The 23,424-nt window shown below is 27.3% G+C and carries 29 protein-coding genes and 1 pseudogene; 1 reads left to right on the top strand and 29 read right to left on the bottom strand.

Annotation, left to right across the window (positions count from 1 at the left end):
• The 7 genes and pseudogenes from XO10_RS10810 to XO10_RS10730 all read right to left on the bottom strand — a co-directional run.
• A pseudogene (locus tag XO10_RS10810) lies at positions 1–123 on the bottom strand (ABC transporter permease); the annotation flags it as partial.
• 43 nt (positions 124–166) lie between these two features.
• Positions 167–907, bottom strand: a complete 741-nt coding sequence (locus XO10_RS10515; protein WP_217671692.1) for a hypothetical protein — start codon at positions 905–907, stop codon at positions 167–169.
• On the bottom strand, positions 904–1,533 hold the full coding sequence (locus XO10_RS08245) for an ATP-binding cassette domain-containing protein (protein WP_175421385.1): 630 nt from the start codon (positions 1,531–1,533) through the stop codon (positions 904–906). Before XO10_RS08245 ends, XO10_RS10515 begins: the two co-directional genes overlap by 4 nt.
• Positions 1,534–1,688: 155 nt before the next feature.
• Entirely contained in the window at positions 1,689–3,020 is a 1,332-nt protein-coding gene (locus tag XO10_RS08240) for a radical SAM protein (RefSeq protein WP_175418473.1), read from the bottom strand.
• Positions 3,021–3,052: 32 nt separating this feature from the next.
• Entirely contained in the window at positions 3,053–3,196 is a 144-nt protein-coding gene (locus XO10_RS08235; RefSeq protein ID WP_175418472.1) for a hypothetical protein, read from the bottom strand.
• A gap of 12 nt (positions 3,197–3,208) precedes the next feature.
• On the bottom strand, positions 3,209–3,394 hold the full coding sequence (locus XO10_RS08230; RefSeq protein WP_175421384.1) for a hypothetical protein: 186 nt from the start codon (positions 3,392–3,394) through the stop codon (positions 3,209–3,211).
• A gap of 186 nt (positions 3,395–3,580) precedes the next feature.
• Entirely contained in the window at positions 3,581–3,712 is a 132-nt protein-coding gene (locus tag XO10_RS10730) for a hypothetical protein (protein ID WP_014295644.1), read from the bottom strand.
• 272 nt (positions 3,713–3,984) lie between these two features.
• Between XO10_RS10730 and XO10_RS08225 the strand changes: the two genes are divergently transcribed.
• Positions 3,985–5,577 (top strand): hypothetical protein, encoded by a 1,593-nt coding sequence (locus XO10_RS08225; protein WP_175421383.1) that lies wholly within the window; start codon positions 3,985–3,987, stop codon positions 5,575–5,577.
• Between the two features lie 47 nt (positions 5,578–5,624).
• Here XO10_RS08225 and XO10_RS08220 read toward each other — a convergent pair whose 3' ends face one another.
• From XO10_RS08220 to XO10_RS08115, 22 genes are all read right to left on the bottom strand, one after another.
• Positions 5,625–7,232 (bottom strand): hypothetical protein, encoded by a 1,608-nt coding sequence (locus tag XO10_RS08220; RefSeq protein WP_175421382.1) that lies wholly within the window; start codon positions 7,230–7,232, stop codon positions 5,625–5,627.
• Between the two features lie 12 nt (positions 7,233–7,244).
• Complete coding sequence (locus XO10_RS10725; protein ID WP_014297115.1) at positions 7,245–7,997, bottom strand: ABC transporter ATP-binding protein; 753 nt, start codon at positions 7,995–7,997, stop codon at positions 7,245–7,247.
• A gap of 21 nt (positions 7,998–8,018) precedes the next feature.
• Positions 8,019–8,765: a LytTR family DNA-binding domain-containing protein gene (locus XO10_RS08210; protein WP_014297114.1), complete on the bottom strand. Its 747-nt coding sequence runs from the start codon at positions 8,763–8,765 to the stop codon at positions 8,019–8,021.
• Positions 8,762–9,784: a sensor histidine kinase gene (locus tag XO10_RS08205; protein ID WP_075780692.1), complete on the bottom strand. Its 1,023-nt coding sequence runs from the start codon at positions 9,782–9,784 to the stop codon at positions 8,762–8,764. The genes XO10_RS08210 and XO10_RS08205 overlap by 4 nt, the downstream gene beginning before the upstream one ends.
• Positions 9,774–10,418: a hypothetical protein gene (locus XO10_RS08200; RefSeq protein WP_014297112.1), complete on the bottom strand. Its 645-nt coding sequence runs from the start codon at positions 10,416–10,418 to the stop codon at positions 9,774–9,776. The genes XO10_RS08205 and XO10_RS08200 overlap by 11 nt, the downstream gene beginning before the upstream one ends.
• Before the next feature lie 14 nt (positions 10,419–10,432).
• The gene (locus XO10_RS08195; protein WP_014297111.1) at positions 10,433–11,074 is read right to left on the bottom strand and encodes a hypothetical protein; all 642 of its coding nucleotides are present in this window, start codon (positions 11,072–11,074) and stop codon (positions 10,433–10,435) included.
• A gap of 13 nt (positions 11,075–11,087) precedes the next feature.
• Positions 11,088–11,918, bottom strand: coding sequence for a hypothetical protein (locus XO10_RS08190; protein ID WP_014297110.1), 831 nt, complete (start codon positions 11,916–11,918; stop codon positions 11,088–11,090).
• Between the two features lie 12 nt (positions 11,919–11,930).
• Positions 11,931–12,569, bottom strand: a complete 639-nt coding sequence (locus XO10_RS08185; RefSeq protein WP_075780691.1) for a hypothetical protein — start codon at positions 12,567–12,569, stop codon at positions 11,931–11,933.
• A 158-nt stretch (positions 12,570–12,727) separates the two neighbouring features.
• Positions 12,728–13,456, bottom strand: a complete 729-nt coding sequence (locus tag XO10_RS08180) for an AIR synthase related protein (protein WP_075780690.1) — start codon at positions 13,454–13,456, stop codon at positions 12,728–12,730.
• Positions 13,453–14,004, bottom strand: a complete 552-nt coding sequence (gene cobC, locus XO10_RS08175; RefSeq protein WP_175418471.1) for an alpha-ribazole phosphatase — start codon at positions 14,002–14,004, stop codon at positions 13,453–13,455. The genes XO10_RS08180 and cobC overlap by 4 nt, the downstream gene beginning before the upstream one ends.
• A complete protein-coding gene (gene cobS, locus XO10_RS08170; protein ID WP_175421381.1) occupies positions 14,004–14,744 on the bottom strand; it encodes an adenosylcobinamide-GDP ribazoletransferase in 741 nt (246 codons plus the stop codon). The genes cobC and cobS overlap by 1 nt, the downstream gene beginning before the upstream one ends.
• A gap of 10 nt (positions 14,745–14,754) precedes the next feature.
• The gene (gene cobU, locus XO10_RS08165; protein ID WP_014297105.1) at positions 14,755–15,315 is read right to left on the bottom strand and encodes a bifunctional adenosylcobinamide kinase/adenosylcobinamide-phosphate guanylyltransferase; all 561 of its coding nucleotides are present in this window, start codon (positions 15,313–15,315) and stop codon (positions 14,755–14,757) included.
• Positions 15,316–15,456: 141 nt separating this feature from the next.
• Positions 15,457–16,263 (bottom strand): 30S ribosomal protein S2, encoded by an 807-nt coding sequence (gene rpsB, locus XO10_RS08160; RefSeq protein WP_014297104.1) that lies wholly within the window; start codon positions 16,261–16,263, stop codon positions 15,457–15,459.
• Positions 16,264–16,359: 96 nt separating this feature from the next.
• The gene (gene rsfS, locus XO10_RS08155; RefSeq protein ID WP_014297103.1) at positions 16,360–16,719 is read right to left on the bottom strand and encodes a ribosome silencing factor; all 360 of its coding nucleotides are present in this window, start codon (positions 16,717–16,719) and stop codon (positions 16,360–16,362) included.
• A gap of 15 nt (positions 16,720–16,734) precedes the next feature.
• Positions 16,735–18,561: a glutamine--fructose-6-phosphate transaminase (isomerizing) gene (glmS, locus tag XO10_RS08150; RefSeq protein ID WP_175421380.1), complete on the bottom strand. Its 1,827-nt coding sequence runs from the start codon at positions 18,559–18,561 to the stop codon at positions 16,735–16,737.
• A gap of 12 nt (positions 18,562–18,573) precedes the next feature.
• Complete coding sequence (gene plsX, locus XO10_RS08145) at positions 18,574–19,566, bottom strand: phosphate acyltransferase PlsX (protein ID WP_175421379.1); 993 nt, start codon at positions 19,564–19,566, stop codon at positions 18,574–18,576.
• 2 nt (positions 19,567–19,568) lie between these two features.
• The gene (rpmF, locus tag XO10_RS08140) at positions 19,569–19,754 is read right to left on the bottom strand and encodes a 50S ribosomal protein L32 (RefSeq protein ID WP_014297100.1); all 186 of its coding nucleotides are present in this window, start codon (positions 19,752–19,754) and stop codon (positions 19,569–19,571) included.
• A 32-nt stretch (positions 19,755–19,786) separates the two neighbouring features.
• Positions 19,787–20,341: a DUF177 domain-containing protein gene (locus XO10_RS08135; RefSeq protein WP_014297099.1), complete on the bottom strand. Its 555-nt coding sequence runs from the start codon at positions 20,339–20,341 to the stop codon at positions 19,787–19,789.
• Positions 20,342–20,411: 70 nt separating this feature from the next.
• On the bottom strand, positions 20,412–21,335 hold the full coding sequence (locus tag XO10_RS08130; RefSeq protein WP_014297098.1) for an RluA family pseudouridine synthase: 924 nt from the start codon (positions 21,333–21,335) through the stop codon (positions 20,412–20,414).
• Complete coding sequence (gene lspA / locus XO10_RS08125) at positions 21,314–21,772, bottom strand: signal peptidase II (RefSeq protein ID WP_014297097.1); 459 nt, start codon at positions 21,770–21,772, stop codon at positions 21,314–21,316. The genes XO10_RS08130 and lspA overlap by 22 nt, the downstream gene beginning before the upstream one ends.
• A 2-nt stretch (positions 21,773–21,774) precedes the next feature.
• Entirely contained in the window at positions 21,775–22,593 is an 819-nt protein-coding gene (locus XO10_RS08120; protein WP_014297096.1) for a protein-glutamate O-methyltransferase CheR, read from the bottom strand.
• Positions 22,594–22,604: 11 nt separating this feature from the next.
• Positions 22,605–23,393, bottom strand: coding sequence for a hypothetical protein (locus tag XO10_RS08115; protein ID WP_175418469.1), 789 nt, complete (start codon positions 23,391–23,393; stop codon positions 22,605–22,607).
• Positions 23,394–23,424 lie beyond the last annotated feature (31 nt).

Below are 23,424 nucleotides of genomic sequence, written 5' to 3'. Positions count from 1 at the left end.
GAATCCAAATTGCAATAATCCTAAGAATCCACTCAGTATTCCCAATACTGCCTGTGTTTTGTAGCTTTTCCATATTAATATATCCCTTACCAGAAAATACAGGAATTTTTTTATTGTTTTCATGGTTTCACCTAGTATTTTAAATTTTTTAAAATATTACTTTTACCTAATTTCCTTGATTGGTTATAACAATCTTATCTATACGTCTCATTGATAAATATGTAAACAACCCAATCCATATTATCCCATAAATAAAAGCTTCTTTCGATTCTGTTAACCAGATCATATCTACTATGATTTTTAATATTTCATTTTCCTGAAATAATATCATTAAAATATTTGTTATTTTCATTATAACAAATATTATTCCAACTGATATAATACTTCCTAACATTAATTTTCCAGGTAAAAATGTGGTCATTAATATTGCAAATGATATGAATACTAATGTTTTTAGAACATTTATAATTATTGGAAAAATTATTTTTATTATTCCAGTATTTTCATTAAGTTCCATTGTTCCTAATGTAAAGGAACCCGTTATTATTCCTGCACTAACTGTTATTAAAATAAACGCTATAAAAAATTGTATAGTTATAAAAAGATAAAAATTGTATAGCCTATTTAGTATCCATTTTCTTCTGCTTTTACCACACAACAAATGTGTTAAAAATGTTCCTTCTACATATTCTATGTTAAAAGCTAAATCGGCTAACATCAACATTAATATTGGAATCAATAATTCCTGAGTATTAGATATGAAATGCATACTTATCGCTAGCCCACCAGCCACCTGACCTTTAATTATTTTTCCACTTGCTTTTAAAATAAAGACTGTTAATATACCTACAATAACATATATTGATTGAATAATTATCCAGTGTTTATATTTGAATAAAATTTTCATAAAATCACCTCTTTTTCTATTACTATATCCACGAGGTTTTTATAAATTTCAGGATTTGTTCCAGCGATTATACATGTCTTTCCTTTTTCTTTATAACTTTTAAGGATTTCTAACAATGTATTGATTCTTTTTTGATCAAGGGCAAGCTCTGGTTCATCCCATACCAATAGTTCTGGTTCATTTATTAATGAAAAGGTTAGTTTTGCTATTTTCCTCATTCCATGCGAGGATTTTTTGTATTTCCTATTAAAATCTATTTCCCAGAGTTTTTCATATTTTTCTATTTCTTTTTTTGCATATTCATATGTAAGACCTTTTTCTTTTGCAAAATATATTATATTTTCTTTTAAACTCAACTCTTTATATAATCCCATACCATCAACTACCATTCCCACGCTTTTTAAAACTTCTGGTTCCTTATATGGTTCTTTTCCTAAAATTTTTATTTTTCCATTTTTAGGTTTAATTATTCCTCCAAGTAATTTCAGAATTGTGCTTTTTCCGGAACCATTTGAACCTTTTATATAAACAAATTCTCCTTTGGTTATCATCATGGAAAATTTTTCAACAATTTTTGGTCCATCATTAAAATGAAACTGAATATCCTCCATAACAACTACATCCATACTTTCACCTCATATATATTTTTATAAATAGTGTTTTAAATTTTTTAAAAGTCTTTTTTTTGGCAAATCACCTTTACCCACAGATTAATTATATAGAGTAGGTAAAGGTGAAAAACATAAATAGTAATAAAATTATATAAATAACTTTGGACTTATTATTTTGTATTTACTTTAACTTCAAACTTTCTATTATTTAAAACATTATTTTTAATCCATAATGAAAGCTCGTTTTTTAATGTCCATTTATATTCACTACATCTTTTTCCAAGAGTATCACCATCTTCTGGAAATAGTATTCTATACGGACATCCACCATTACATAATGGCAAAATACTACACTCACTACATTCTTTTATATCCAATGGATCAAATGCCATCCATTTAATATATCTTGAATAATTTGTTATGCCTTCACTTACTGTTCCAATACTTTTTTCTTTTTGTCCAACTTCATTCCAGCATTTATATATATTTCCATCTGGATCTATAACAAATGAGTTTTTCCTTACAGCACCACAACTTCCAAAAGTTAAAACTGGATAGTTAGATAAATAAGAATATTCATCTTTTTCTTTTATTTTTAAATATTTCAAAGCAAATTCTTCTATATGAAAACAAGTTTTAGCAAAATTATTGTGATGAATATTGTCCAATGAAACAGGCGCTATGTATGGATGAATATTTAAATTTAACTTTTTTAATTCTTCTAACAAATCAGGAACTTTTTCTTCATTAGTTTTATCCATATTAATTCTAACTAATATTCTTTTAAAATATTGAGAGATGTTTTTTAAATTATTTATAATAATATCATAAGATTCCCCATTTTTATGTGGACGACGAATATCATGAATTTCTTTAGGTCCGTCTAAAGTAATCTGAATTGTTTCTACATTACAGTTTTTAGATAATATTTTTGCATATTCCTCATTTAAAAGATATCCATTCGTTATTATTGAAGATTTAAATTCTATTTTTTTATTATCTAATAGTTTTTTTATTTTCTTTGATAAATATTCTATTATCTCGATATTAAGAAGAGGTTCTCCTCCATACCAATTAATATGCAAAAATCGAATATTAGGTGTGATTCTTTTGTCGATAAAATCAAAAACTTTATCAGCCGTTGATTTATTCATATATGATTCTTGCTTATATTCTTGCTGATAACAATAAAAACATTTAAAATTACAATCTAATGTAGGAGCAATTGTTAAAGATAGGTTGTTTTGTAAAAATTTTGCTTCCCAATTTTTTAGTTTAACATAATTCTTTTCATCAAAATCTTCAGAAACTATATACAAAGCCTTTTTTAATTCATAAAAAACTTCAGGATATAATTTCTCTAAACTCTTGAAATCTTTTTTTATTAATATTTCATATGATTCATTTTTTAATTCGCATAACCCATTATTTAATGCATTATATGCATATATTTTATTTTGTATAACAAAAAAAGTTAAATATCTTCCAATTCTCATACTCATATGTCTCACCCTTTAAGATATACAAAGATTATTTAATGTACATATATTACGCATATATGCTTTGAACAATCTTGAGTTGTGCAATTTTGAACAAAACACCAATTTCCACACCAATCAATTCCGCATCCTTCAACTATATTTTCATCATTATTAATGGGTTCTATAATCCATAACATAAATAACACCTCCTAAATTCCTTGATCTACAGCTTTACAAAGATTAGAACCGCAAACGGGTGGTGAAAAATGACATGAATAAATCCAGCTACAACTATGCGAAGGATTATTACATGGACAATTTGTATAACAAAAAACTAATAAACAAAAACAACCTAATTCATCACCTTCATCTACGGGTTTCATTATCCATTCCATTATTACACCCCCACTAAGATCAAAATTACTATTTTAAATATTAAAAATGCTTTTATGGTATAATTTCATAGTAAATAAATACTAATAATTTTTCTCTGACACCAGGATAAAAACAGCCGACTGAAAAATTTAAATTTTTGATATAATATCTACGTAGATATAAAATAGAAAATAGATTTTAGTTGATTACTCAGAAAATTCAATTTGGATTTGAGGATTGATTGAATTTGTTGAAGAGTAATCTTCTTCATCTCCTGCAAATACAATACCCGTTAATAATGAAACTATAATTAATGTTATTACCAGAAATTTTTTCATTTATGCCACCTCCGATATGAATTTTACTATTTCTAACATGATTTTCAAGTGTTACCACAAAGTTAACAGGTTGCTGTTTATCAGGATTTATTTTAAATATTAGATTTAATTATTATTACCATATAATTTGTAACATTACTTGTGAAGTATAAAATATCTTTAAATAGTTTATTTTATCTTGTTTTTATTTTTATTTCACATTTTGATAATTAACAATATTTCTAAAGTTAAGAAAAGGTAAATATTGTAACAGTTTATAAAGGTGATTAATTATGAATATTAATAAATTGTTTCTCAAAAACATTGTAGAGATAATTGAATATGGAAAATTTTCTATACCTATTATTAATTATTTTGAAAATAATAATAAAGATATTTCTTTAAAATATTATTTTCACTTATTAAAATCAAAATGGAAAAAAGATTATTATTCTGCTATTGAATATGCAAATAAAGTTATTTCAACAACAACAACAATATTGAGGGAACTTGCAAGATATGAACTCGTATTAATTTATTCAAGAATGAAGAATTTTGATAAATCAAAAGAAATTTTTGTTTTGTTAAAAAACAATATAAGCAATATTTCTCCCTATGTAAGAAAAATAATTATACCTGGATTAAAAGCTTTAGCTGAAAAGTTAAATCAAGATTTTGAAGTTCTGAAATGTTATGGTGATTTATATGAGGAAAGTTATGTTCAAAAAGCAATAATTGAATATTCAAAAGCCAGGAAGTTATTAAATGAAAATAAATATAATAAAGCTTATAACTATTTTATTAATGGTTTTTTATATGCCAAAAAATTTAATCATCCTTCAATGATATGTGCAGGTTTAAATTCTGCTACCTGGTGGATAAGAAAGAATAATAAGAAAAAAGCATTATATACTGCAAATTTGTTGGAGTATTATACTGGTTATTATTTTGAGGATTTTAATTATATGTATAATTGGTTCGATACTATTATGAATATAAAAATATTGAATAATGATATAAGAATATATGAAATTGAAAATATTTATAGATATTCAAAGAAAAGTTCGAATGTAAAAGCATCTCTTGAAAATAATCAATACCCTGACTTTAAAATTGAGAAATATACATTAAATAAAAATTTGAGTTATTTTATATATAAAAAGAGCAAAAAAAGATTGAAAACTAAAGATATAAATTCAAAAAATCTAAAGGATTTCATTCATAAATATAAATTATCATATAAGAAAACATATCCAATTGAAATAAAAAATGAGTTGTATAAGATGCATATAAATAAAACCTTTAAGGAAAATACAATTAAATTTAGAAAACAAAAAGAAGTAAATATTCCTGTATTATTTTTTTCAACATATACAGCATTAATAGAAAAACCATTTTTTACAAAGAGTCATATTTTAAAATTGATTTTTGAAGGAGATAAAGATAAAATCATTAAATACCTCTCAAGAGATTATGAGAAAATGTATTTTTTTAACTTAATACTTTCTGAGTTTAATGTTAAAGAAGCTGAGAAAAGGTTAATGAATCCTGTGGATTTTGAGGAAATAAAATCTGATGTATCTCCATTTTTTATAGCGAGAAAAAAACTCATCACTGAGCTTTTTAAGAAGTCGAAGAATTTTAAAGACTTTGTTCTTCATTATTTTGAGCTCAGTGATGAGGAAATGAGAATATTTGATGTGTTTTTAAGAAATTGCGTTCGATACGATATTAAATGGCCCATTACTCCTTATCCAAAAGGAAAGGTTCGTGATTTTGCCCTTAAATATGGTTTAGGCTATAAGCGTGTTGCTCTTGGTTATTACTCTTTTGAAGATGATGAAAGAGCTTTGATTGATGAGATTATTGAGAGGTTTTTAAAATAACCCTTCCAGAATTTCTGGAAGGGTTATTTTTAACTTCTCAAATTTTTTTATTCCCATGAAATAAGTAACTTGTGAATTTTCTTTGTTTCCTTTACAATTAGATATATTGTAAGGCAGAGTAGAAATATTGGTATCCCAGCGCCTATGAAATGATATAAAAATGACGAATCAAAAAGCCAGTCTATAAATTTGTCTTTCATTGAAGGATTTTTTAATGACGCAATATAAAGATTTCCAAGAACAAAAATTCCCATTGTTAATCCCAGTGTTATACCTTCAAGCATAAAGACTTCTTTCCCATTTAATATATTTTTTTGAGACAAATCTCTTTTTGGGTTAGATAAATAAAGTTTTATACCAAGTATTGACGAATATATTAGAATTAAGGTTATTGGAAATACGCTATAAAATATTATAGTAGATGATTTTTCCATTGTTATTATAATAATCGCCAGAGCTATATATTCCAGAACAAAAATTATTACCGGTATAGCAACTTTCGAAAAAACTAATTCCTGAGATTTTAAAGGATATAATTTGGGATTTGGCCAAATTTTTCCTTCATAAGATAACGCATAAATAGCAATCATTGCTGCGTACATTCCAGATAGCATTATAAATATTGTTCCTATCATTTCAAGAGAATCAGATGTAAAAATCATTATTAGTGGCAAAAAGATAGGATATAAAATTAAAAAGAATGTCTGTGAATCTCTAAATAACAATTTGAAATCCTTTTTGAACATTGGAAATTTTGAATGTTTGAAATTTATTTCTACACTTTTCTTTTTCTTTTTTGATTTATTTGAAGAACTAAATTCTATTTTATCTGAAATTTTATAGATAAAGTATCCCAATATAAATGTAGCCCCATATAATATAGCCATTGAAATTAAATCGCCATTCATAGCTTTTAAGAACCATGTATGAGGCCAGAAATCATTTAAAATAATATTCAGTATCTTTTTAATAACATCCACAAAGTAATTCATATCCCTTCCAACACCTATTGATGGCATCATATTAACGCCACCTACATATAAGAAGATATTTATAAAATACATTATCATTGTCCATCTTTTAGCTGAGGTTTTTGTAAGATATCTTGATAGTATGGAACCAAACAAATTTGCAATAAAAAGCAACAATAATATATACCCAATACCAGATAAAATTGTAAAAAAGATATTTGTTTCTCTTAATATGGCATATATAACAAATACAGGTATCATCATACCTATTGGAATTCCAGCCATTATAAAACTATCTACAGCACTGGCTACATATATCTCAAATCTTCTTACCGGCATTACCAGTAATAGCTGAGTAATTTCACTTTCAAAGAGATTCGCAACTATTGCAGGAGCGTAATTTAAAACAAACATAAATCCCATTGTAAGAAACCAGCCACCAAATATAAGGTCTAATAAATTCCATGTAGTTTCTATTCCAAGTTCAGATAGAGGAAAATTTAAACTTTTAAACATCATATAAAATATTGGAGCAAGCATTCCACCAAATAATATTGGCGGGAATAAATATGCAAGTAATGCGCTCCATGGCCCTCTTCTTTTAATAATACCTTTTTTATTTTTTCTGGGTCTTACTTTATTTTGATATGAATATTTTAATATTAACCATATTTTGCTTTTCATTTTTTCACCCCATTATAGCTCTTTTATTATGTCATCCAATTCCCCAGCACCTGTTAATTCGAGGAATAAATCTTCAAGTGATTGTTTTTCATCTGTTTCAGATAAATGCTTTAATTCTTCCAATGTACCTTCGGCTATAAGTTTTCCTTTTGAGATAATCCCTATTCTATCACACATTTTCTCTGCTATTTCTAAAATATGTGTTGTCATAAATATGGTTGCACCTTCTTTAGCATACTTTTCTATTAACATTTTTAAAAGTTTTGCCGATTTTGCGTCAAGTCCAACTGTAGGCTCATCAAGGAATATTACTTTCGGTTTTCTCATTAATACAGAAGCCACCATTAATTTTTGTTTCATACCATGTGAATAATCTCCTATAAATGAATCGAGATAATTTATTTCAAATATTTCACATATTTCGTCAAATCTTTTTTTTGCTTCTGTTTTATCCACTTCATATATATTCATTATGAATTCTATAAATTCTGTTCCTCTAAGATTTTCGTACATTCTTGGTTCATCTGGAACTACTCCTATATTTGCTTTTATTTCAATTTCTTTTTCTTTCATGTTCATGTTCAATATTTCAACTTCACCACTTGTAGGTCTTAAAGTACCTGTTAGCATTCTTATAGTTGTTGTTTTTCCTGCTCCATTTGGTCCAAGAAATCCATAAATTTCTCCTGGTTTAATATTAAGACTTACATTATCAACTGCTGTAAAATCTCCAAATTTTTTTACTAAGTTTTTTGCTCTTATCACTAATTACACCCCCAGAATTTATTAAAATCCAAATTTTTCTTTTAATTCATGCAAATAGCTTCTTCCTATCTTTAACTCTGTGTTTTTTAAATCATTTAATTCAACGATATATTCTCTTATAAATAATCGTTTGAATTTTTTTATATAATTTATTGAAACTATATAGCTTTTATGTATTCTTATAAATACTTCTGGATCTATTTCACTTTCTAGTTGCTTTAATGTTCTGTTGTAATAATATTCCTTATTTTTGGTGCATAAAAAGACGTATTTTTCTTCCGCTTTAAAATATACTATATCCTTTTCCGGTATTACCAGTATTTCATCATTATCTTTTACTGTAAAAATCTTCTGGTAGTTCGCTTTTTTATTTATGAATTCATCGATTTCAACAATTTTTTCTTTTTTAATTCTTGGTTTTCGTTCATATATTCTTTCAATTGAGCTTTTTAATCTTTTTAAATCAAATGGTTTTAATAAATAATCTATAGCATTTTCTTCAAATGCTTTTATAGCATATTCCTGATATGCCGTTATAAATATCACAAATGGTTCATAGGAAATGGATTTTAAAACTTCAAATCCATTTTTTCCAGGAAGATTTATATCTAAAAATACAAGTTCTGGTCTTTCTTTTTCGATAAGTTCAACGCCTTCATCTCCATCAAATGCTTTACCGCATATCTGTATATCTTCAAAATTTCCCAACATCTTTTCAAGCCTATTTGAAGCATGAATTTCATCTTCAATTATAACACATTTTATCATTGTTCATTCCCCTTTATATTTTTCATTAAAATAATCACTTTTACGCCAGAAGGTTTATTTTTTAATATTTTTACTTCAGCATTATTTTTATATATAAGATTTAATCGCTCTATTACGCTGTTTATTCCAAAACCATACTGAATATTTTTATGTGTTCCTGAACCATTATCCCAAATTTCAAGAAAAAGCGTATTTTTTTCTAAGTATGTTTTTATTGTTATGATTCCTCCTTCTTTTTTTGGAGATATTCCATGAATAACCGCGTTTTCAACAAAAGGTTCCAGAATAAATGGAGGAATTTTTAATTTTAATGTTTCTTTTGAAATTTCAAAATTACATTTTAATCGACTTCCAAATCTAATTTTTTCAATTTCAAGATATTCTTTTATCAAAGATATTTCTTCCTCTACTGTACAAAAATCCTTATCTGATGAATATAATACCTTTCTATATATATCTGAAAGGTTTATCACCACCTGTTCAACCTTTTCTGGTGATGTGTACGCAAGATCAATTATGGTATTTAACGTGTTAAATAAAAAATGCGGATTTAGCTTTGAACGCAATGCTTTTAATTCAGCTTTTAACTTTTCCTGTTTTAACTTTTCATTTTCCTCTATCTTATTTTTAAGCTTATAATATATTATTATCAAAAGTAAAGTTAATATCAATACAATTATGCTATATATTAAAAGAACATACTTCTCCGTAGAAAAAAAAGTATATGATAGCAATCTTGAAATGAGGTCTTCAGCAATAAATACCCCTGAAAAAAAGCTAAATACAAAAATAAGAATTTTTATTATACGTCTTAAAAATTTTATTTCTATTTTTACTGTATGAAACAACATTTCTGTTGAGATATAGTATATTACACCTATAGTTGTAACAAATAATTCCGTAATAATCAGACTAATTTGTATATTAAAATATGGCGTATAAAGATATATAAAATATGTAATTGATAAGGCTATTAATTGTGTTATCAACAAAACCTTTAATAATCGTCTATTTTTCATCATACACCCTTTTATAATATATAGAATTTTTATACTCTTTTAATTCGTTAAAATATTTTTGAGATTTTATAGGAGAAACTTTTTTATATAATATTCCCAATTTATATAGTACTTCTCCAAAGTCATACCTTTTTAAAAATTCTTTCTTTTCCTGAACTCTTAAATATATGTATTCAAAATCTTTTAATGAAATTTCATGTGCAAAATTATATTCGGATATATCATATGCTGTTTTTGCACGAATATATCTATATGTTAAATTATCAAAATCCTCTTCTATTACATGTTTCATTTCAAGCATCCCGGTATATATATAATAATATTTTAAAGGTAAGAACCATTCATATTTTGCTTTTTTTACCAATAAGCTTCCCCTGATTTCTTTTAAAATAGCATATGAACAGGTATCTATTATTTCACTGTTTAACTCAAGCAATTTATCTATTAGTGATATATTTAAATCATTAAAATTCTTTATGTAAAAATCTTCCAGATCCTTTATGTATTCTTTTTTAAAAGGATTACTTTTAAGATTATTTTCTATTTTTTCAAACTCTTTTTCAATTGGAGTTGAAAAGGTAATAATATTTATCAGATATATAATTAAAAATATATAAATATTTTTATTTTTCACTTATCCATCCCCTTCTAAAATCCCCACATTACACCTGCACCTATTGTGTAATAATAATAATTAGTTGGTAATGTATCTTTTAAATTATATGTATTTTCTATTTTCCAGCCATCTGATGAAAAGCCATATATAAAATTACCATGTACTATTATACTAAAAAATTCAGCAAGATTTAAATATATTTTAGCCTGTGTATTTAATGCAAACATATCTGTATTTAAAGATACTATATAAGGCACTTTTTGAGGTGAATTTACGAAATCATCTATAGTATTTGCATCTCCATCAACAAATTTTTTTATTGCTATTTCGCTTCCACCAAATCCCAGACCAACTTCAAAAGATAATATTTTAAATGGATTTAAATGTGTTCCGAACATAAAGAAACCCTGATTTATACTAATTTCATATTCGCCTGTTCTTAAACTACCAGATTCACCCTGGCCTCCAATATAAATTCCATTTGCAATTCTTCCTGCACCACTGCCACCATATAATACCATTCCTCCATTAATTTTTAAATCATTTAAAGGTATTAATTGTTGCAACGAGCTTTCTGGAATAAACTGTATCTGGGAACCTCCCCAACCAAAATTAAATGCGAAAATTATACTGGTAGAAAGAATCATCATTAAAATTATTATATTTTTTTTCATAGAATTCACCTCTTTAATATTTTTTTATTTTTCCCTTGAAATCAATTATTCCGGGATTTTCTTTTTTTACATATATAATTAAATTATTTGAAATTTCATTACTTTCTAATCTACGAATTCCATCCCACATATCAAGATAATATATTTCACCACTAAGTGTTGTTGATGAAATTTTTATATTTTTTAAATTTTTACATTTAAAGTTAAGTTTAACACTTGTTCCATCTATATATAATTCATGTACATTTATTTCCCCTTCAACACTAATAGTTGTTCCATCAAGATCTATTAAATCAGCTGTTATTAGAGTATTTAAAAATTTTAAAGATGTTGTATCCATATATATCTTTTTGGTTTTAATATAACTGTTGATTATAGAAACGCTTGTTCCATCCACTTTAAATTCTGTATTGTTATTAATTTCAAAATCTCGAAATTTGATGTTCATAGAATCAATATCAAAAAATTCTGTATTTAACTTTCCATATATCTCTGCTGAAGCTGTATCTATAATTACATTTTTATATCTTTTTTTAGTCCCGATAACAATTTCAATAATGTTCTGACTTCCAAATAATGACGGGTTACTACTTCTTACTTCAACCATATTTTCTTTTTTCACAAGTATTATTTTATCTGAAAAATATATTTTATTACTTTCGGGATCAAATTTTATCCTAACCGCTGGATAATTAATCTTTATAATATCTATTCCATTAATTTCAATTGATTTATTCGGTTGTATTACCTGAGAACTCACATTATAATTTTCCAGATTAAAAGAGAAAATCATTAATATTAATGCTGTTATCGGAAATAAAAACCAATATTCTCTGATATTCATTTTGTTCCCTCCTTAATATAAGGAACCAATTTCAAGAAAGACAGAAATATCATACCATTTTAAAAAGTTATTCGTTTCACTGCTATCTCTTACTATATACAATGAAGGATCATCTTCAAAATACCATCCAGATTGAGAATATCCAAAATTATATGCTCCCTTTAAAAATAATCCAAAATGTTTTGTAAAATAAATATGCATTCCCATTGATGGAGATAATATATAATAATCTTTCGAAAGCTTTATATAATGAATAGCAGTATTATTTTTAAAATCTTCTAATGTCTTCCCACCATCAACTACTTTTAGAAAACTTTGAGTGTAATGTCCTCCTAATATCCCAAGATCCACTCCTATTTTGTTAAATATATTAAAAATATATCCAACTTTTCCTCCTTCATAAGATATTTGAAGACTATTGGTATTATTTTCCATATCCATAGTTCCTTCAATACCAAAATAAAATTTATCTACATTCATCCTAAAACCATACAAAGGATATAATACTCCATCATGTAAATCAATTGAATTATCAGGACTTTTTATTTCTGATACAGGAATATACGACATTCCCAAATAAAATCCACTGCTTCCTCCAAATACGATAAGTGATAATAAAAATATTATAATCAATAACCACTTAGGCTTCATTTTATCACCTCCACAATTACTATAATATATAAAAAATATTTTTAAAAACTTTTTCTGATATTCTGTCATTTATTGGAATAAAATTATTTTATTTCTTTTTATTCTGTCATAATACATAAAAACCGGTTTTATCACAACCGGTTTTTATGTGGAATTATTTACACTAACTTTCCTATTTCAACAACTGGAAGACTTATAGCTTTTTTTAATTCTGGAATATTTTCTTTTTTTAATGTAACCAGCACACATGTCGAAGGTCCTGCGCTTTTTGATAAATCTATTTTTATGTTTTTATTAAAAACAAATTTGTATTTCCCTGATTTTTCAATTTCCTTTATTTCATGAGTTATTCCTTTTGAACCAACTGGTATCATCTCATGCACAAATTCCAGATTTCTTATTTTTAATATATCTTTGATTGTCACAATATCCCTACTTTTTAGCACTTCTTCTCCAACACGCGGAATTCCAATTGCAACGCAATAATCATTTTTATTTGATACAAATTCTATACCTTTATTGGCAATTCCTATAATTGTCACACCTATTCCGGTTTGAACGGTAGGAAAATTTTCTTCGGTACTGCCTGTTATAATATTTTCTTCAATATTTATTTCCTTTAATAATTTTTTTATTCCATTTATAATCTTTTTTCCTGTATTATTCATTTCAACAGAAAGAGTATTAACTACAACTATTGGTTTAGCGCCATAAGAAATAATTTCAGCCATTGCAACATGAGTAGCATAATATCCAACTATTTCAGGTTCTGTTTTTACTATATCAAATTCTTTATCACCTACTGCCCCTGAAGAATCGCAGGCTATTACAAGTTTTTTATTTTCCATATCAATAATAGTTAAATCTCTAAATTTTTTTATTTTCATTTTATATTCACCTCTATATATTTTCCATTTTCACATTGTATCTCCCACATTTTATCAATATCCCAATTATATATTTTTGTTAATATTACTCTAATTACACCAAGATGAGTAACTATTAGATATGTCTTATTTGCACCTTTTTCGATGCTTTTCAGGAAATAAGAAATTCTTTCATTAAAATCTTCAAAACTCTCACCTTCAGGAAATTTAAAGGTTTTATAATTATCCAACCATTGTTTACATTCATCAGGAAATTCTTTTTCTATTTCCTGAAAGGTTTTGCCTTCAAAATTTCCAAAATTAATTTCTCTTAACTCTTCATATACTCTTATTTTAATTCCTTTCTGTTCAGCAATTGTTTTTGCAAGATTATATGCTCTTGGCAATGGGCTGGTAAATACCCTATCAACAGGTATTTTTTCCAATTCTTTTACTATATTTTTCATCTGTAATTTCCCTTTTTCAGTTAATGGATAATCTTTCCAACCATTAAATATACCTTTTATATTTGCTACTGTTTCTGGATGTCTTAGCAATAATAATTTCATTAATTTACTCCTAATAAAATTATATATGATAAAAATAAATATATTCCTTGAGATGATTCTATAATTAATCCTGCTATATCTCCTGTTATTCCGTTTATTCTTTTTTCGATATACTTTAAAATCATATACGAAAATATGTATGTTCCTATAACGGCAAAAATTAATTTTATGTTTATGAAAACAGCTACTAAAATTACCATTAAAAATGAAATTATGGATTTTTTTAAATCACAATTGTCTATAAAAATATTTCCTAATCCATCTTTTTTGCCTGCATATGTTGTTATTGAGGATATAAATATAAGCACACTTCTACTAACCATAGGCATTATAATTACAGAATATGTTGAATAATAACTCATAAGGATTTCAAATCCCAAAACAATTAATAGCCCAATCACTCCAAATGTTCCTATTCTACTGTCTTTCATAATTTCAAGAATTCTTTCTTTTTTTCTATTGCTAAACAGCCCATCAAAACTATCTGCAACACCATCAAGATGTATTCCACCTGTAATCCATATATAAAAAATCCATGTAAAAAATATCACTATACTTTTATCTAGATAATTTGATAGTCTTAATATCAAAAACATCATTATACCTATAAATAATCCTACAATTGGAAAAAATATTATTCCCTTTTTAAAGTACTTTTCAGAAAATTCAAATTCATATTTTATTGGTATTCTTGTAAAAAAGGTTATTATAAGAATTATCCCTTTCATAATATCTTTCATTTTTACACCCCTATTTTAATTTAAGTGGTATACCTGAAATAGTGATATATACTTCATCTGCTCTTTTGGCTATATATTGATTCACTCTTCCTGCAATATCTCTGAAAATATTTCCAGACATATATGCCGGGACTATACCCATTCCCACTTCATTTGTTACTATTACTATATATTTATTATATTTTCTCACTAAATCCAATATAACCTCAACTTCTTTTATAATCTTTTCTTCTATATTTTCAAGCTTTTTATAGTCAATGTTTTCAAAATCTATCTTTTCATCCATTAAAATATTGGTTATCATTAGAGTAATGCATTCAAAAATAATCCCATTTGCATTTAAGAATTCTGGTTTTCTCTCAATATTTTCAAAGTTTTTGTATTGTTCTATTGTTTTCCATGTTTTTGACCTCATTTCCTGATGTTTTTTTATTCTATCTTTCATTCCTGCATCAAAAGGTATTGCAGTGGCTATATATAAGATATTTTTATATTTTTTGCTTATTATTTCCTGCGCAAATGTACTTTTTCCACTACGAGCTCCGCCTGTAATTAAAATAATTTTGGCCATTTTTCACCTCTTTATTTTATTATTAACTCATTTATTTTTCATTTAATCAACTAATATTATATCATGAATATTCAGTTTATGTATATAATATAAAAAATCCCGAGAATAAAATATTCTCGGGATTTATGTTAATTGTTATTATTACTCTTCTTCTTCAACAACATCTCCGTATTTTTCTTCTGCTTCTACTTTAGCTTTTGTTACTTCTTCTACTGCATCTACAACTTCTTCTTCTGCTGCTTCTGCTGCAGCTTCTTCTCCCATTCTTCCTTCTCTTCCTTCGATGTATGCATCTGCAATTTTTGAAGAAATTAATTTTATTGCTCTAATTGCATCATCGTTTCCTGGAATTACTATATCTATTGGATCAGGATCACAGTTTGTATCAACTAAAGCAATGATAGGAATACCTAACATATTTGCTTCAGCAACTGCAATTTGTTCCTTTCTTGGATCGATTAAGAATAATAAGTCAGGAATTCTTTTCATTCCTCTTAAACCACCAAGGTTTTTGTCAAGTTTTTCGTATGTTTTCTTGATTTTACTCTGTTCTTTTTTAGGTAATTTTTCAAATTCTTCTGAATTTACAAATTCATCTAATTCTTCTAATTTTTTAATTCTCTTTTTGATTGTTGGGAAGTTTGTTAATAACCCACCTAACCATCTGTTATTTACGTAGTATGCTCCTGCTCTTTTTGCTTCTTCAGCAATAATTTGCTGTGCCTGTTTCTTTGTACCAACGAACATAATAACCTTACCTTCTGCTGCTTGATCTCTTACAAATTCGTAAGCTTCTTCTACAGCCTTTAATGATTTTTGTAAGTCAATGATGTAAATGCCTTTTCTTTCTGTGAAAATATAAGGTTTCATTTTAGGATTCCATCTTCTTGTTCTGTGACCGAAGTGAACACCTGCTTCTAATAACTGTTTCATGCTAATAACTGCCATTTAAAAACACCTCCATTTTGGTTTTTACCTCCGCCGTTTTTCTGGCTTCCGACCCTTTTAAGGGCACCGGGGAAACCATATACCCGGCGTGCGAGGTTAATCTATTTTAATTCTTTCTGATTCCACCCATAATCCTTCTAAATCATAAAATTCTCTTGCTTTTTCACTAAATAAATGAACAACTATGCTACCGCCATCAACTATAATCCAATCTGTTATTCTATCTCTATCGTAATATAATAATTGATGATCATTTTTCTTAAACTCTTCAACAACAGCTTCTTTTATTGCATTTAAATGTGTTTCTGAATTTCCTGTTGCAATTATAAAGTAATCAACAAGAAGAGGGCTGTTTTTCATATCCAATACTTTTATATTTATTCCGTCTTTTTCATCAATTACTTTATATATTTTTTTTGCCAATTCAAAAATTTCCTCTTCTGATTTTATCTTCACTAATTTTCACCTCCATTACTCTACTGTAACACTTTTGGCAAGGTTTCTTGGTTTATCAGGATCTAACTTCCTTAATACTGCTACATAATATGAGAATAACTGTATAATCGGCGCTATTACTAATGGATATAACGCTTCTTCTGCTTCTGGTACAAATAGATATTCATTTGTAAGTTCTTTTATTTCGTCATTTCCTTCTGTTGTTATTGCTATTATATTTGCGTTTCTTGCTCTTGATTCCATTAAGTTTGATTTCATTTTTTCATATAATGAGTCTTTGGGTATTATTGCAAATACTGGAAATTGTTCATCTAATAATGCTATTGGTCCATGTTTTAATTCTCCTGCCTGATATCCCGCTGCATGTATATAACTGATTTCTTTGAGTTTTAACGCTCCTTCTAATGCTGTTGGATATCCAAATCCTCTTCCTATATACATCATGTGCTGATAATTTACATATTCTCTTGATAGTTCTTTTACTTTTTCTGCATTTTTTAATACTTCTTCATATATTTCTGGCATTTTTTCTATATCTGATAATATTTTTTCTATTTCTTCTGTTAATCCTTCTGTTATTTCTATTATTTTTGCACCCAATGCATATAATATTGCTATTTGTGCTGTATATGTCTTTGTTGCTGCTACTCCTATTTCTGGTCCAGTATTCATGTATATTGCACCATGTGATTCCCTTGGTATTGTTGATCCAAATACATTGCTTATTGTTACTACTTTACTTCCTTTTTCTTTTGCTATTCTTATCCCTTCTAGTGTATCTATTGTTTCTCCTGATTGGGATATTGCTATTACTAATGTATTTTCATTTACATGTGGATTCATGTACCTGAATTCTGAGGCTACTTCTATATCCACGTCTATTTTTGAATATCTGTTCATGAAGTATTTAAATGCTAATCCTGCATGATAACTTGTCCCACAGGCTACTATGAATATCTTTTTTAAATCTTTTTTTATGAATTTTTCTAATTCTTTTATTTCTGATATTATTGGTTTCCCATTTTTTATCCTTCCAGCTATTGCCGATTTTAATGCTTCTGGTTGTTCAAATATTTCTTTTAACATAAAGTGTTCGTATCCGCCTTTTTCTGCTGCTGCTTCATCCCAATCTATGTGTACAGGTTCCTTTTCTATTTTTTCACCATTTACGTTATAAAATTCTATCTTTCCTGGTTCTAATACCGCCATTTCATTGTCATTCATAAAATATACGTCTTTTGTATATTTTAATATTGGTGTCACGTCTGATGCCAATAATGAATAATTTTCATTATGTGCAACTACTAACGGACTTCCTTTTCTAACTGATACTATTTTCTTTTCTTCAGCATGTATTACTCCTATGGCATATGCCCCATCTAATCTTTTTATTGCTTTTAATACCGCTTCAAATAAATCTCCCTCATAATATTCTTCGACTAAATGCGCTATTACTTCTGTATCTGTTTCTGATTTAAATTTATGTCCTTTTTCTTTTAATTCTTCCCTTAATTCCTGAAAGTTTTCTATTATTCCATTATGAACTAATGAAATTTTTCCTGTACAATCTGTATGTGGATGTGCATTTTCATCTGTTACTCCTCCATGCGTAGCCCACCTTGTATGTGCGATACCTATATTTATTTCTTTTTCTAATTGAGAGTTTAATTCTTTTCTTAGATTTTCTATTTTCCCTGTTTTTTTAACAAGCTCTACCTTCCCATTATTTGAAAATGCTATTCCTGCAGAATCATATCCTCTATATTCTAATTTTTGTAATCCATTTATTATATCCTTTACTTTTGCTTCTTTTTTCCCTACAAGTCCCACAATTCCACACATTTTTAATTCCTCCTATAACAATTCCTTTATCTTTGACACTATATCTTCTTTCACTGCTTTTTGAGCTACTTTTAGTGCATTTGCAATGGCCTCAGAATCAGAAGAACCATGTGCCTTTATAAGTATTCCGTTAATCCCTAAGAAGAAGGTTCCTCCGTATTGTCTATAGTCAAGACTGGATTTTAAGCCTTTTAATGCATTTTTCATTAATAACGCACCTATTTTTGCAAAAAATCCACCTTTTGATATTTTTTCCTTTAATTCAGAAAGAATATAATATGCTGTTCCTTCTACTGTTTTTAAAACAGTATTTCCAGTAAAACCATCTGTAACTATTACATCTACATTTTCTTCAAAAATGTCTCTTCCTTCAACAAATCCATCATATACTATTTTTGAATCTTCTTTAAATATTTCTGAAACTTCTTTAACCAATTTTGTTCCTTTTTCCTCTTCGGTTCCTATATTTAATATTTTTACTTTTGGATTTTCTATTCCCAGAAACTTTGCAAAGGCAATTCCTTCTTTTGCCAACGAAACAAAATGTTTTGGTTTTAATTCTGCATTTGCTCCACCATCAACAAGAACTCTTACCTTTCCTTTTTTTCCAGGTAATGGTATTACCAATGCTGGTCTATCAATTCCCTTAATTCTACCACAAACAAATGTTCCCGCTGCCAATAAAGCGCCTGTACTTCCAGCACTAACAAATGCATCTATTTCACCATTTTTCATCATTTCATTACCTATATAAATAGAACTTGTTTTTAGTTTTAATACATCTGTTGGTTTGGTATTATTGGTAACTGTGTTTTCTGCTTTTATAAATATAAATTTTTTATGTAATTCTTCTGGTATTTTTTCTTTTAAACTTTGATCTCCCCCAATTAAGTATACAGAATCGACAAAGTTATTTTTTAATGCAAAAATCGCGCCCTCAAGTGTAGCGTTGGGCGCGTTATCTCCACCAAATAAATCCAAGCCGATTCTGGCTTTTTCAGGCATTATTATTCTCCTATTTCTAAGATCTGTTTTCCGTTATAGTATCCGCAGTTTAAACATACTCTGTGGGGGAGTTTTGGTTCGCCACAGTTTGGACATTTTACTACATTAACCTTTACTGCTTTGTATAAATTTGCTGCTCTTCTTCTGTGTGTTCTTGCTCTTGATGTTTTTTGCTTAGGTACAGCCATTTATAATCCCTCCTAAAATTTATTTATTTTTATTATTCTTCGTCGCCAAATATATCAAGCAATTTAGCCATTCTTGGATCTATATACTGCTCTTCATGTTTATGATCTGGATTTTCGTTTAAATCTATCCCGCATATTGGACATAATCCTTTACAATCTTCTTTACACAATGGTTTTTCTGGAATTTCCATCATTATTGCTTCTATTATCCTATCGGTTATATCAACCTTCATATCAGAATAGAATATTATGTTATCCAGTGTTTCCAATTTTTCATTTTTGGTGAATATATCCTGAAGCCTATCGTCTATATAATATGCTTCTATCTCACCATTTATATCCTGCTCATATTCTTTTAAGCATCTTGAACAGACAAGTTTTACAGTTGTTTTTAGATTACCTTTTAATATATATCCCTGAGATGTTTTTGTTATATCAAATTGTATTTTTATAGGTTTTACTATATCCACTACACCTTCTGGTGTATCTAATTTTTCCCATGTTATTTCAAATGTATATTCTTCTTTTTCTTCTATTTTATCAAGATCATATATTAATTTTTGGTCATGTAATTTATCATTTAACATAAAATAACACCTCGCGCTTTATTTTACGACAATATCTTTTAATATATAACAAGAGTATGTTAATTTTCTGTTATAATTTTTCTATATTGACAATAGCTTTTTTAAAATCTTCTGGTAATGGTGCCACAAATTCCATCCATTCACCGGTTCTCGGATGAAAAAGACCTAATTTTAATGCATGAAGCATCTGTCTTTTTATTCCATATTTATAATCTTCATATGCTTTACCATATACTTCGTCACCAAACAATGGATGCCCAATATATTTAAAATGTACTCTTATTTGATGCGTCCTTCCTGTTTTAAGGTGTATCCATGCAAGCGACGCTTTATCTCCAAATTCTTTTATTATTTTATATACCGTAATTGATTCTTTTCCTCCCGGCACAACCGCCATTTTTATTCTTATTTGAGGATGTCTCGCAAGTGGTTGATTTATTTCACCCTGCTTTTTCTTTAAAATACCTTTTACCAAAGCTATATATGTTTTTTTAGTTTTTCTATCCTTAAACTGAGCACTTAGCGATTGATGTGCTCTATCATTTTTAGCAACTACAATTGCACCTGAGGTATCTTTGTCCAGTCTATGAACTATACCCGGTCTAATTTCTCCGCCTATTCCCTGTAAATCTTTGCAATGATAAAGTATAGCATTTACAAGTGTTCCACTAACCTTATTTGCAACTGGATGAACTATCATTGAAGGTGGTTTATTTATTACTATAATATCTTTGTCTTCATATATAATATTTAAAGGTATGTTTTCAGGTAACACCTCTATTGTTGGTGGTTTATCTGGAACTTCTATTGAAACCACTTCACCATTTTTTACTTTATATGATGGTTTTTTCAGTTCTCCATTTACTATTATTTGCCCCTGTTTAATAGCTTTTTGAACATATGTTCTTGATATCCAATCAGGAACCTTTTCCACTACAAATTTATCAAGTCTCCACCCATCTTCTCTATTAGTTACCAGGAAGTTTTCTTCCACGTATAATTTCTCTCCTTTTTTATAAAATATATTGCCAGTAAAATACCTCCAATTGTAACAAATGAGTCAGCAACATTAAAAACTGAAAAGTATTTTACACTAAACATATCAACAACATATTCAAATCTTATTCTATCATAAAGGTTTCCCATAGCTCCCCCTATAATAAAAACCGTGGCTATGTCAAATAATAACGACTTGTTATTATTCATATAAATTTTTCTATAAATATATATAATTGTCACAATTATCGTTGAAACTAATCCAAGATAAAAGGAATGGCCTTTTAACATTCCAAACGCCATTCCTGTATTTGTTACATATGTTAATGTTATATAATCTCCTATTATCTCTATGTTTTTTCCAATAAGATATTCTCTGGCAAGTACTTTTGTAATTTGATCTAAAAACAAGATTATAGGTATTAACCAGTCCAAGTTTAATCACTCACTTTTTGATAGAAGAACGGTTCAATTACTTCGAGGCCAAGACTTCTATAATTAAAAATTCTTTCTGTTGAACCAACGAATAACACTCCACCTTTTCTTAATGAAGCTGCAAAATTTTTATATAATCCATTTTTAGCTTCCATATCAAAATATATTACAACATTCCTACATACAATAAGATCAAGATTTTTTTCAAATGGATCCATTAATAAATTATGTTGTTTAAATACAACTCTTGATTTTATTATTGGAGATACTTCATATGAATCAGGCCCAACCTTTTTAAAGTATTTATTCTTTAGATCTTCTGAAATATTCACGAGCGATCTTGAAGAATAAACTCCTCTTTTAGCTTTTGCAATAACAAATTTATCAAGATCTGTAGCCATAACTTTTATGGTTTTTGGCGCTTTTAATTCTTCAAGTATTATGGATAATGTGTACGGCTCTTCACCTGTTGAACAACCTGCACTCCATAATTTGGTTTTTGATCCACTTTCTTTCATTAAACGCGGTAAAACATTTTTCTTTAAATATTCCCATTTTTCTGGATTTCTGAAAAATTCTGTAACGTTTATTGTGAGTTTATCAAGAAATTCATCCCATTTCTTAGGATCTTTTTTTAAGTCATTGAAATATGTTTTATAATCTTTATAAGAATATTTCCTCATAATCATGTCTATTCTTCTTCTAACCCTATGCTGTTTATAACCCCTTAAATCAAGTTCAAAATGTTTCGCTATGTTGTCCAATAGCCATTTATATTCGTTGTCATCATATGGTGATGTGTAAAGGCTTTTTTCGTTCATACTTATTCCTCCTACATTTCTAAATTAAAAGTAATTCCATAAACCTTTTTAGGCAGTATTGTAAAATATATTCTATCTTTTATTATTGGAATATTTATTTCAAATTTTCCAGAATTTATATTAAAAAATTCACTGTATATATTATTTTCATTTTTGGACAAAAATGTATATTTTAAATTTATATTTTTATTTATGATTTCTACATCTATCTCTTCTTTTGAAAAACCTATCATCCATGTATTTCCAACTACTAAAAAAATTCCATAATTATATTTTTTATTAATTGAATTTGAAAAAAAACCCACTTTAAGTTCAGATCCATTATAATAATATCCAATTGCTAATTCAGAAAAATTCGATGAATTTATCCAGTAATAAAAGTTGTTTTTTCCATTATACAAATTTAATCCCAACATTCCATTTGAAACTACATATGCCACTGGATATTTATAAAACGCATTTTCGAAAGTTATTATAAACGATTCATTTGCCCATTTAAAATAATTATAATCATCAAAATTTGGATTTTTATATTTATACTTTATACTAAAACCGGGTTGTGAGAAATCAAGATATTTTAAAACTTTGTTTAATTCAGAAACTTCAATATTATTTTCAAAATTTTCAGCCTTTAAATCTATATAAAAACTTAACCCGGCAACATATAAGTCTGTTGCTTCAAATGTAAAGTCAAATGTTGTTCTCAAATCACCATTATTTTTATATGTAAATTGTATGTTCTTTGAAAATGTAATTATTCCTAATGTTATCATTATTATTATAACAGATATTCTTTTCATTTTGACTCCTCATTTTATTTTTATTAAAAAT

This window comes from Marinitoga sp. 1135 (assembly GCF_013363245.1).
Lineage (GTDB): Bacteria > Thermotogota > Thermotogae > Petrotogales > Petrotogaceae > Marinitoga > Marinitoga piezophila.
The sequence above is the reverse complement of the archived record's forward strand: the minus strand, read 5'-3'. Positions and strand labels throughout refer to the sequence as shown.

Excerpts from the sequence above, each read along its gene's own strand:
- XO10_RS10515 (WP_217671692.1), bottom strand. The coding sequence starts at position 907 with ATGAAAATTTTATTCAAATATAAACACTGGATAATTATTCAATCAATA.
- XO10_RS08245 (WP_175421385.1), bottom strand. The coding sequence starts at position 1,533 with ATGGATGTAGTTGTTATGGAGGATATTCAGTTTCATTTTAATGATGGA.
- XO10_RS08240 (WP_175418473.1), bottom strand. The coding sequence starts at position 3,020 with ATGAGTATGAGAATTGGAAGATATTTAACTTTTTTTGTTATACAAAAT.
- XO10_RS08235 (WP_175418472.1), bottom strand. The coding sequence starts at position 3,196 with ATGTTATGGATTATAGAACCCATTAATAATGATGAAAATATAGTTGAA.
- XO10_RS08230 (WP_175421384.1), bottom strand. The coding sequence starts at position 3,394 with ATGGAATGGATAATGAAACCCGTAGATGAAGGTGATGAATTAGGTTGT.
- XO10_RS10730 (WP_014295644.1), bottom strand. The coding sequence starts at position 3,712 with ATGAAAAAATTTCTGGTAATAACATTAATTATAGTTTCATTATTAACG.
- XO10_RS08225 (WP_175421383.1), top strand. The coding sequence starts at position 3,985 with ATGAATATTAATAAATTGTTTCTCAAAAACATTGTAGAGATAATTGAA.
- XO10_RS08220 (WP_175421382.1), bottom strand. The coding sequence starts at position 7,232 with ATGAAAAGCAAAATATGGTTAATATTAAAATATTCATATCAAAATAAA.
- XO10_RS08210 (WP_014297114.1), bottom strand. The coding sequence starts at position 8,765 with ATGATAAAATGTGTTATAATTGAAGATGAAATTCATGCTTCAAATAGG.
- XO10_RS08205 (WP_075780692.1), bottom strand. The coding sequence starts at position 9,784 with ATGAAAAATAGACGATTATTAAAGGTTTTGTTGATAACACAATTAATA.
- XO10_RS08195 (WP_014297111.1), bottom strand. The coding sequence starts at position 11,074 with ATGAAAAAAAATATAATAATTTTAATGATGATTCTTTCTACCAGTATA.
- XO10_RS08190 (WP_014297110.1), bottom strand. The coding sequence starts at position 11,918 with ATGAATATCAGAGAATATTGGTTTTTATTTCCGATAACAGCATTAATA.
- XO10_RS08185 (WP_075780691.1), bottom strand. The coding sequence starts at position 12,569 with ATGAAGCCTAAGTGGTTATTGATTATAATATTTTTATTATCACTTATC.
- XO10_RS08180 (WP_075780690.1), bottom strand. The coding sequence starts at position 13,456 with ATGAAAATAAAAAAATTTAGAGATTTAACTATTATTGATATGGAAAAT.
- cobC (WP_175418471.1), bottom strand. The coding sequence starts at position 14,004 with ATGAAATTATTATTGCTAAGACATCCAGAAACAGTAGCAAATATAAAA.
- cobS (WP_175421381.1), bottom strand. The coding sequence starts at position 14,744 with ATGAAAGATATTATGAAAGGGATAATTCTTATAATAACCTTTTTTACA.
- cobU (WP_014297105.1), bottom strand. The coding sequence starts at position 15,315 with ATGGCCAAAATTATTTTAATTACAGGCGGAGCTCGTAGTGGAAAAAGT.
- rpsB (WP_014297104.1), bottom strand. The coding sequence starts at position 16,263 with ATGGCAGTTATTAGCATGAAACAGTTATTAGAAGCAGGTGTTCACTTC.
- glmS (WP_175421380.1), bottom strand. The coding sequence starts at position 18,561 with ATGTGTGGAATTGTGGGACTTGTAGGGAAAAAAGAAGCAAAAGTAAAG.
- plsX (WP_175421379.1), bottom strand. The coding sequence starts at position 19,566 with ATGCCTGAAAAAGCCAGAATCGGCTTGGATTTATTTGGTGGAGATAAC.
- rpmF (WP_014297100.1), bottom strand. The coding sequence starts at position 19,754 with ATGGCTGTACCTAAGCAAAAAACATCAAGAGCAAGAACACACAGAAGA.
- XO10_RS08135 (WP_014297099.1), bottom strand. The coding sequence starts at position 20,341 with ATGTTAAATGATAAATTACATGACCAAAAATTAATATATGATCTTGAT.
- XO10_RS08120 (WP_014297096.1), bottom strand. The coding sequence starts at position 22,593 with ATGAACGAAAAAAGCCTTTACACATCACCATATGATGACAACGAATAT.
- XO10_RS08115 (WP_175418469.1), bottom strand. The coding sequence starts at position 23,393 with ATGAAAAGAATATCTGTTATAATAATAATGATAACATTAGGAATAATT.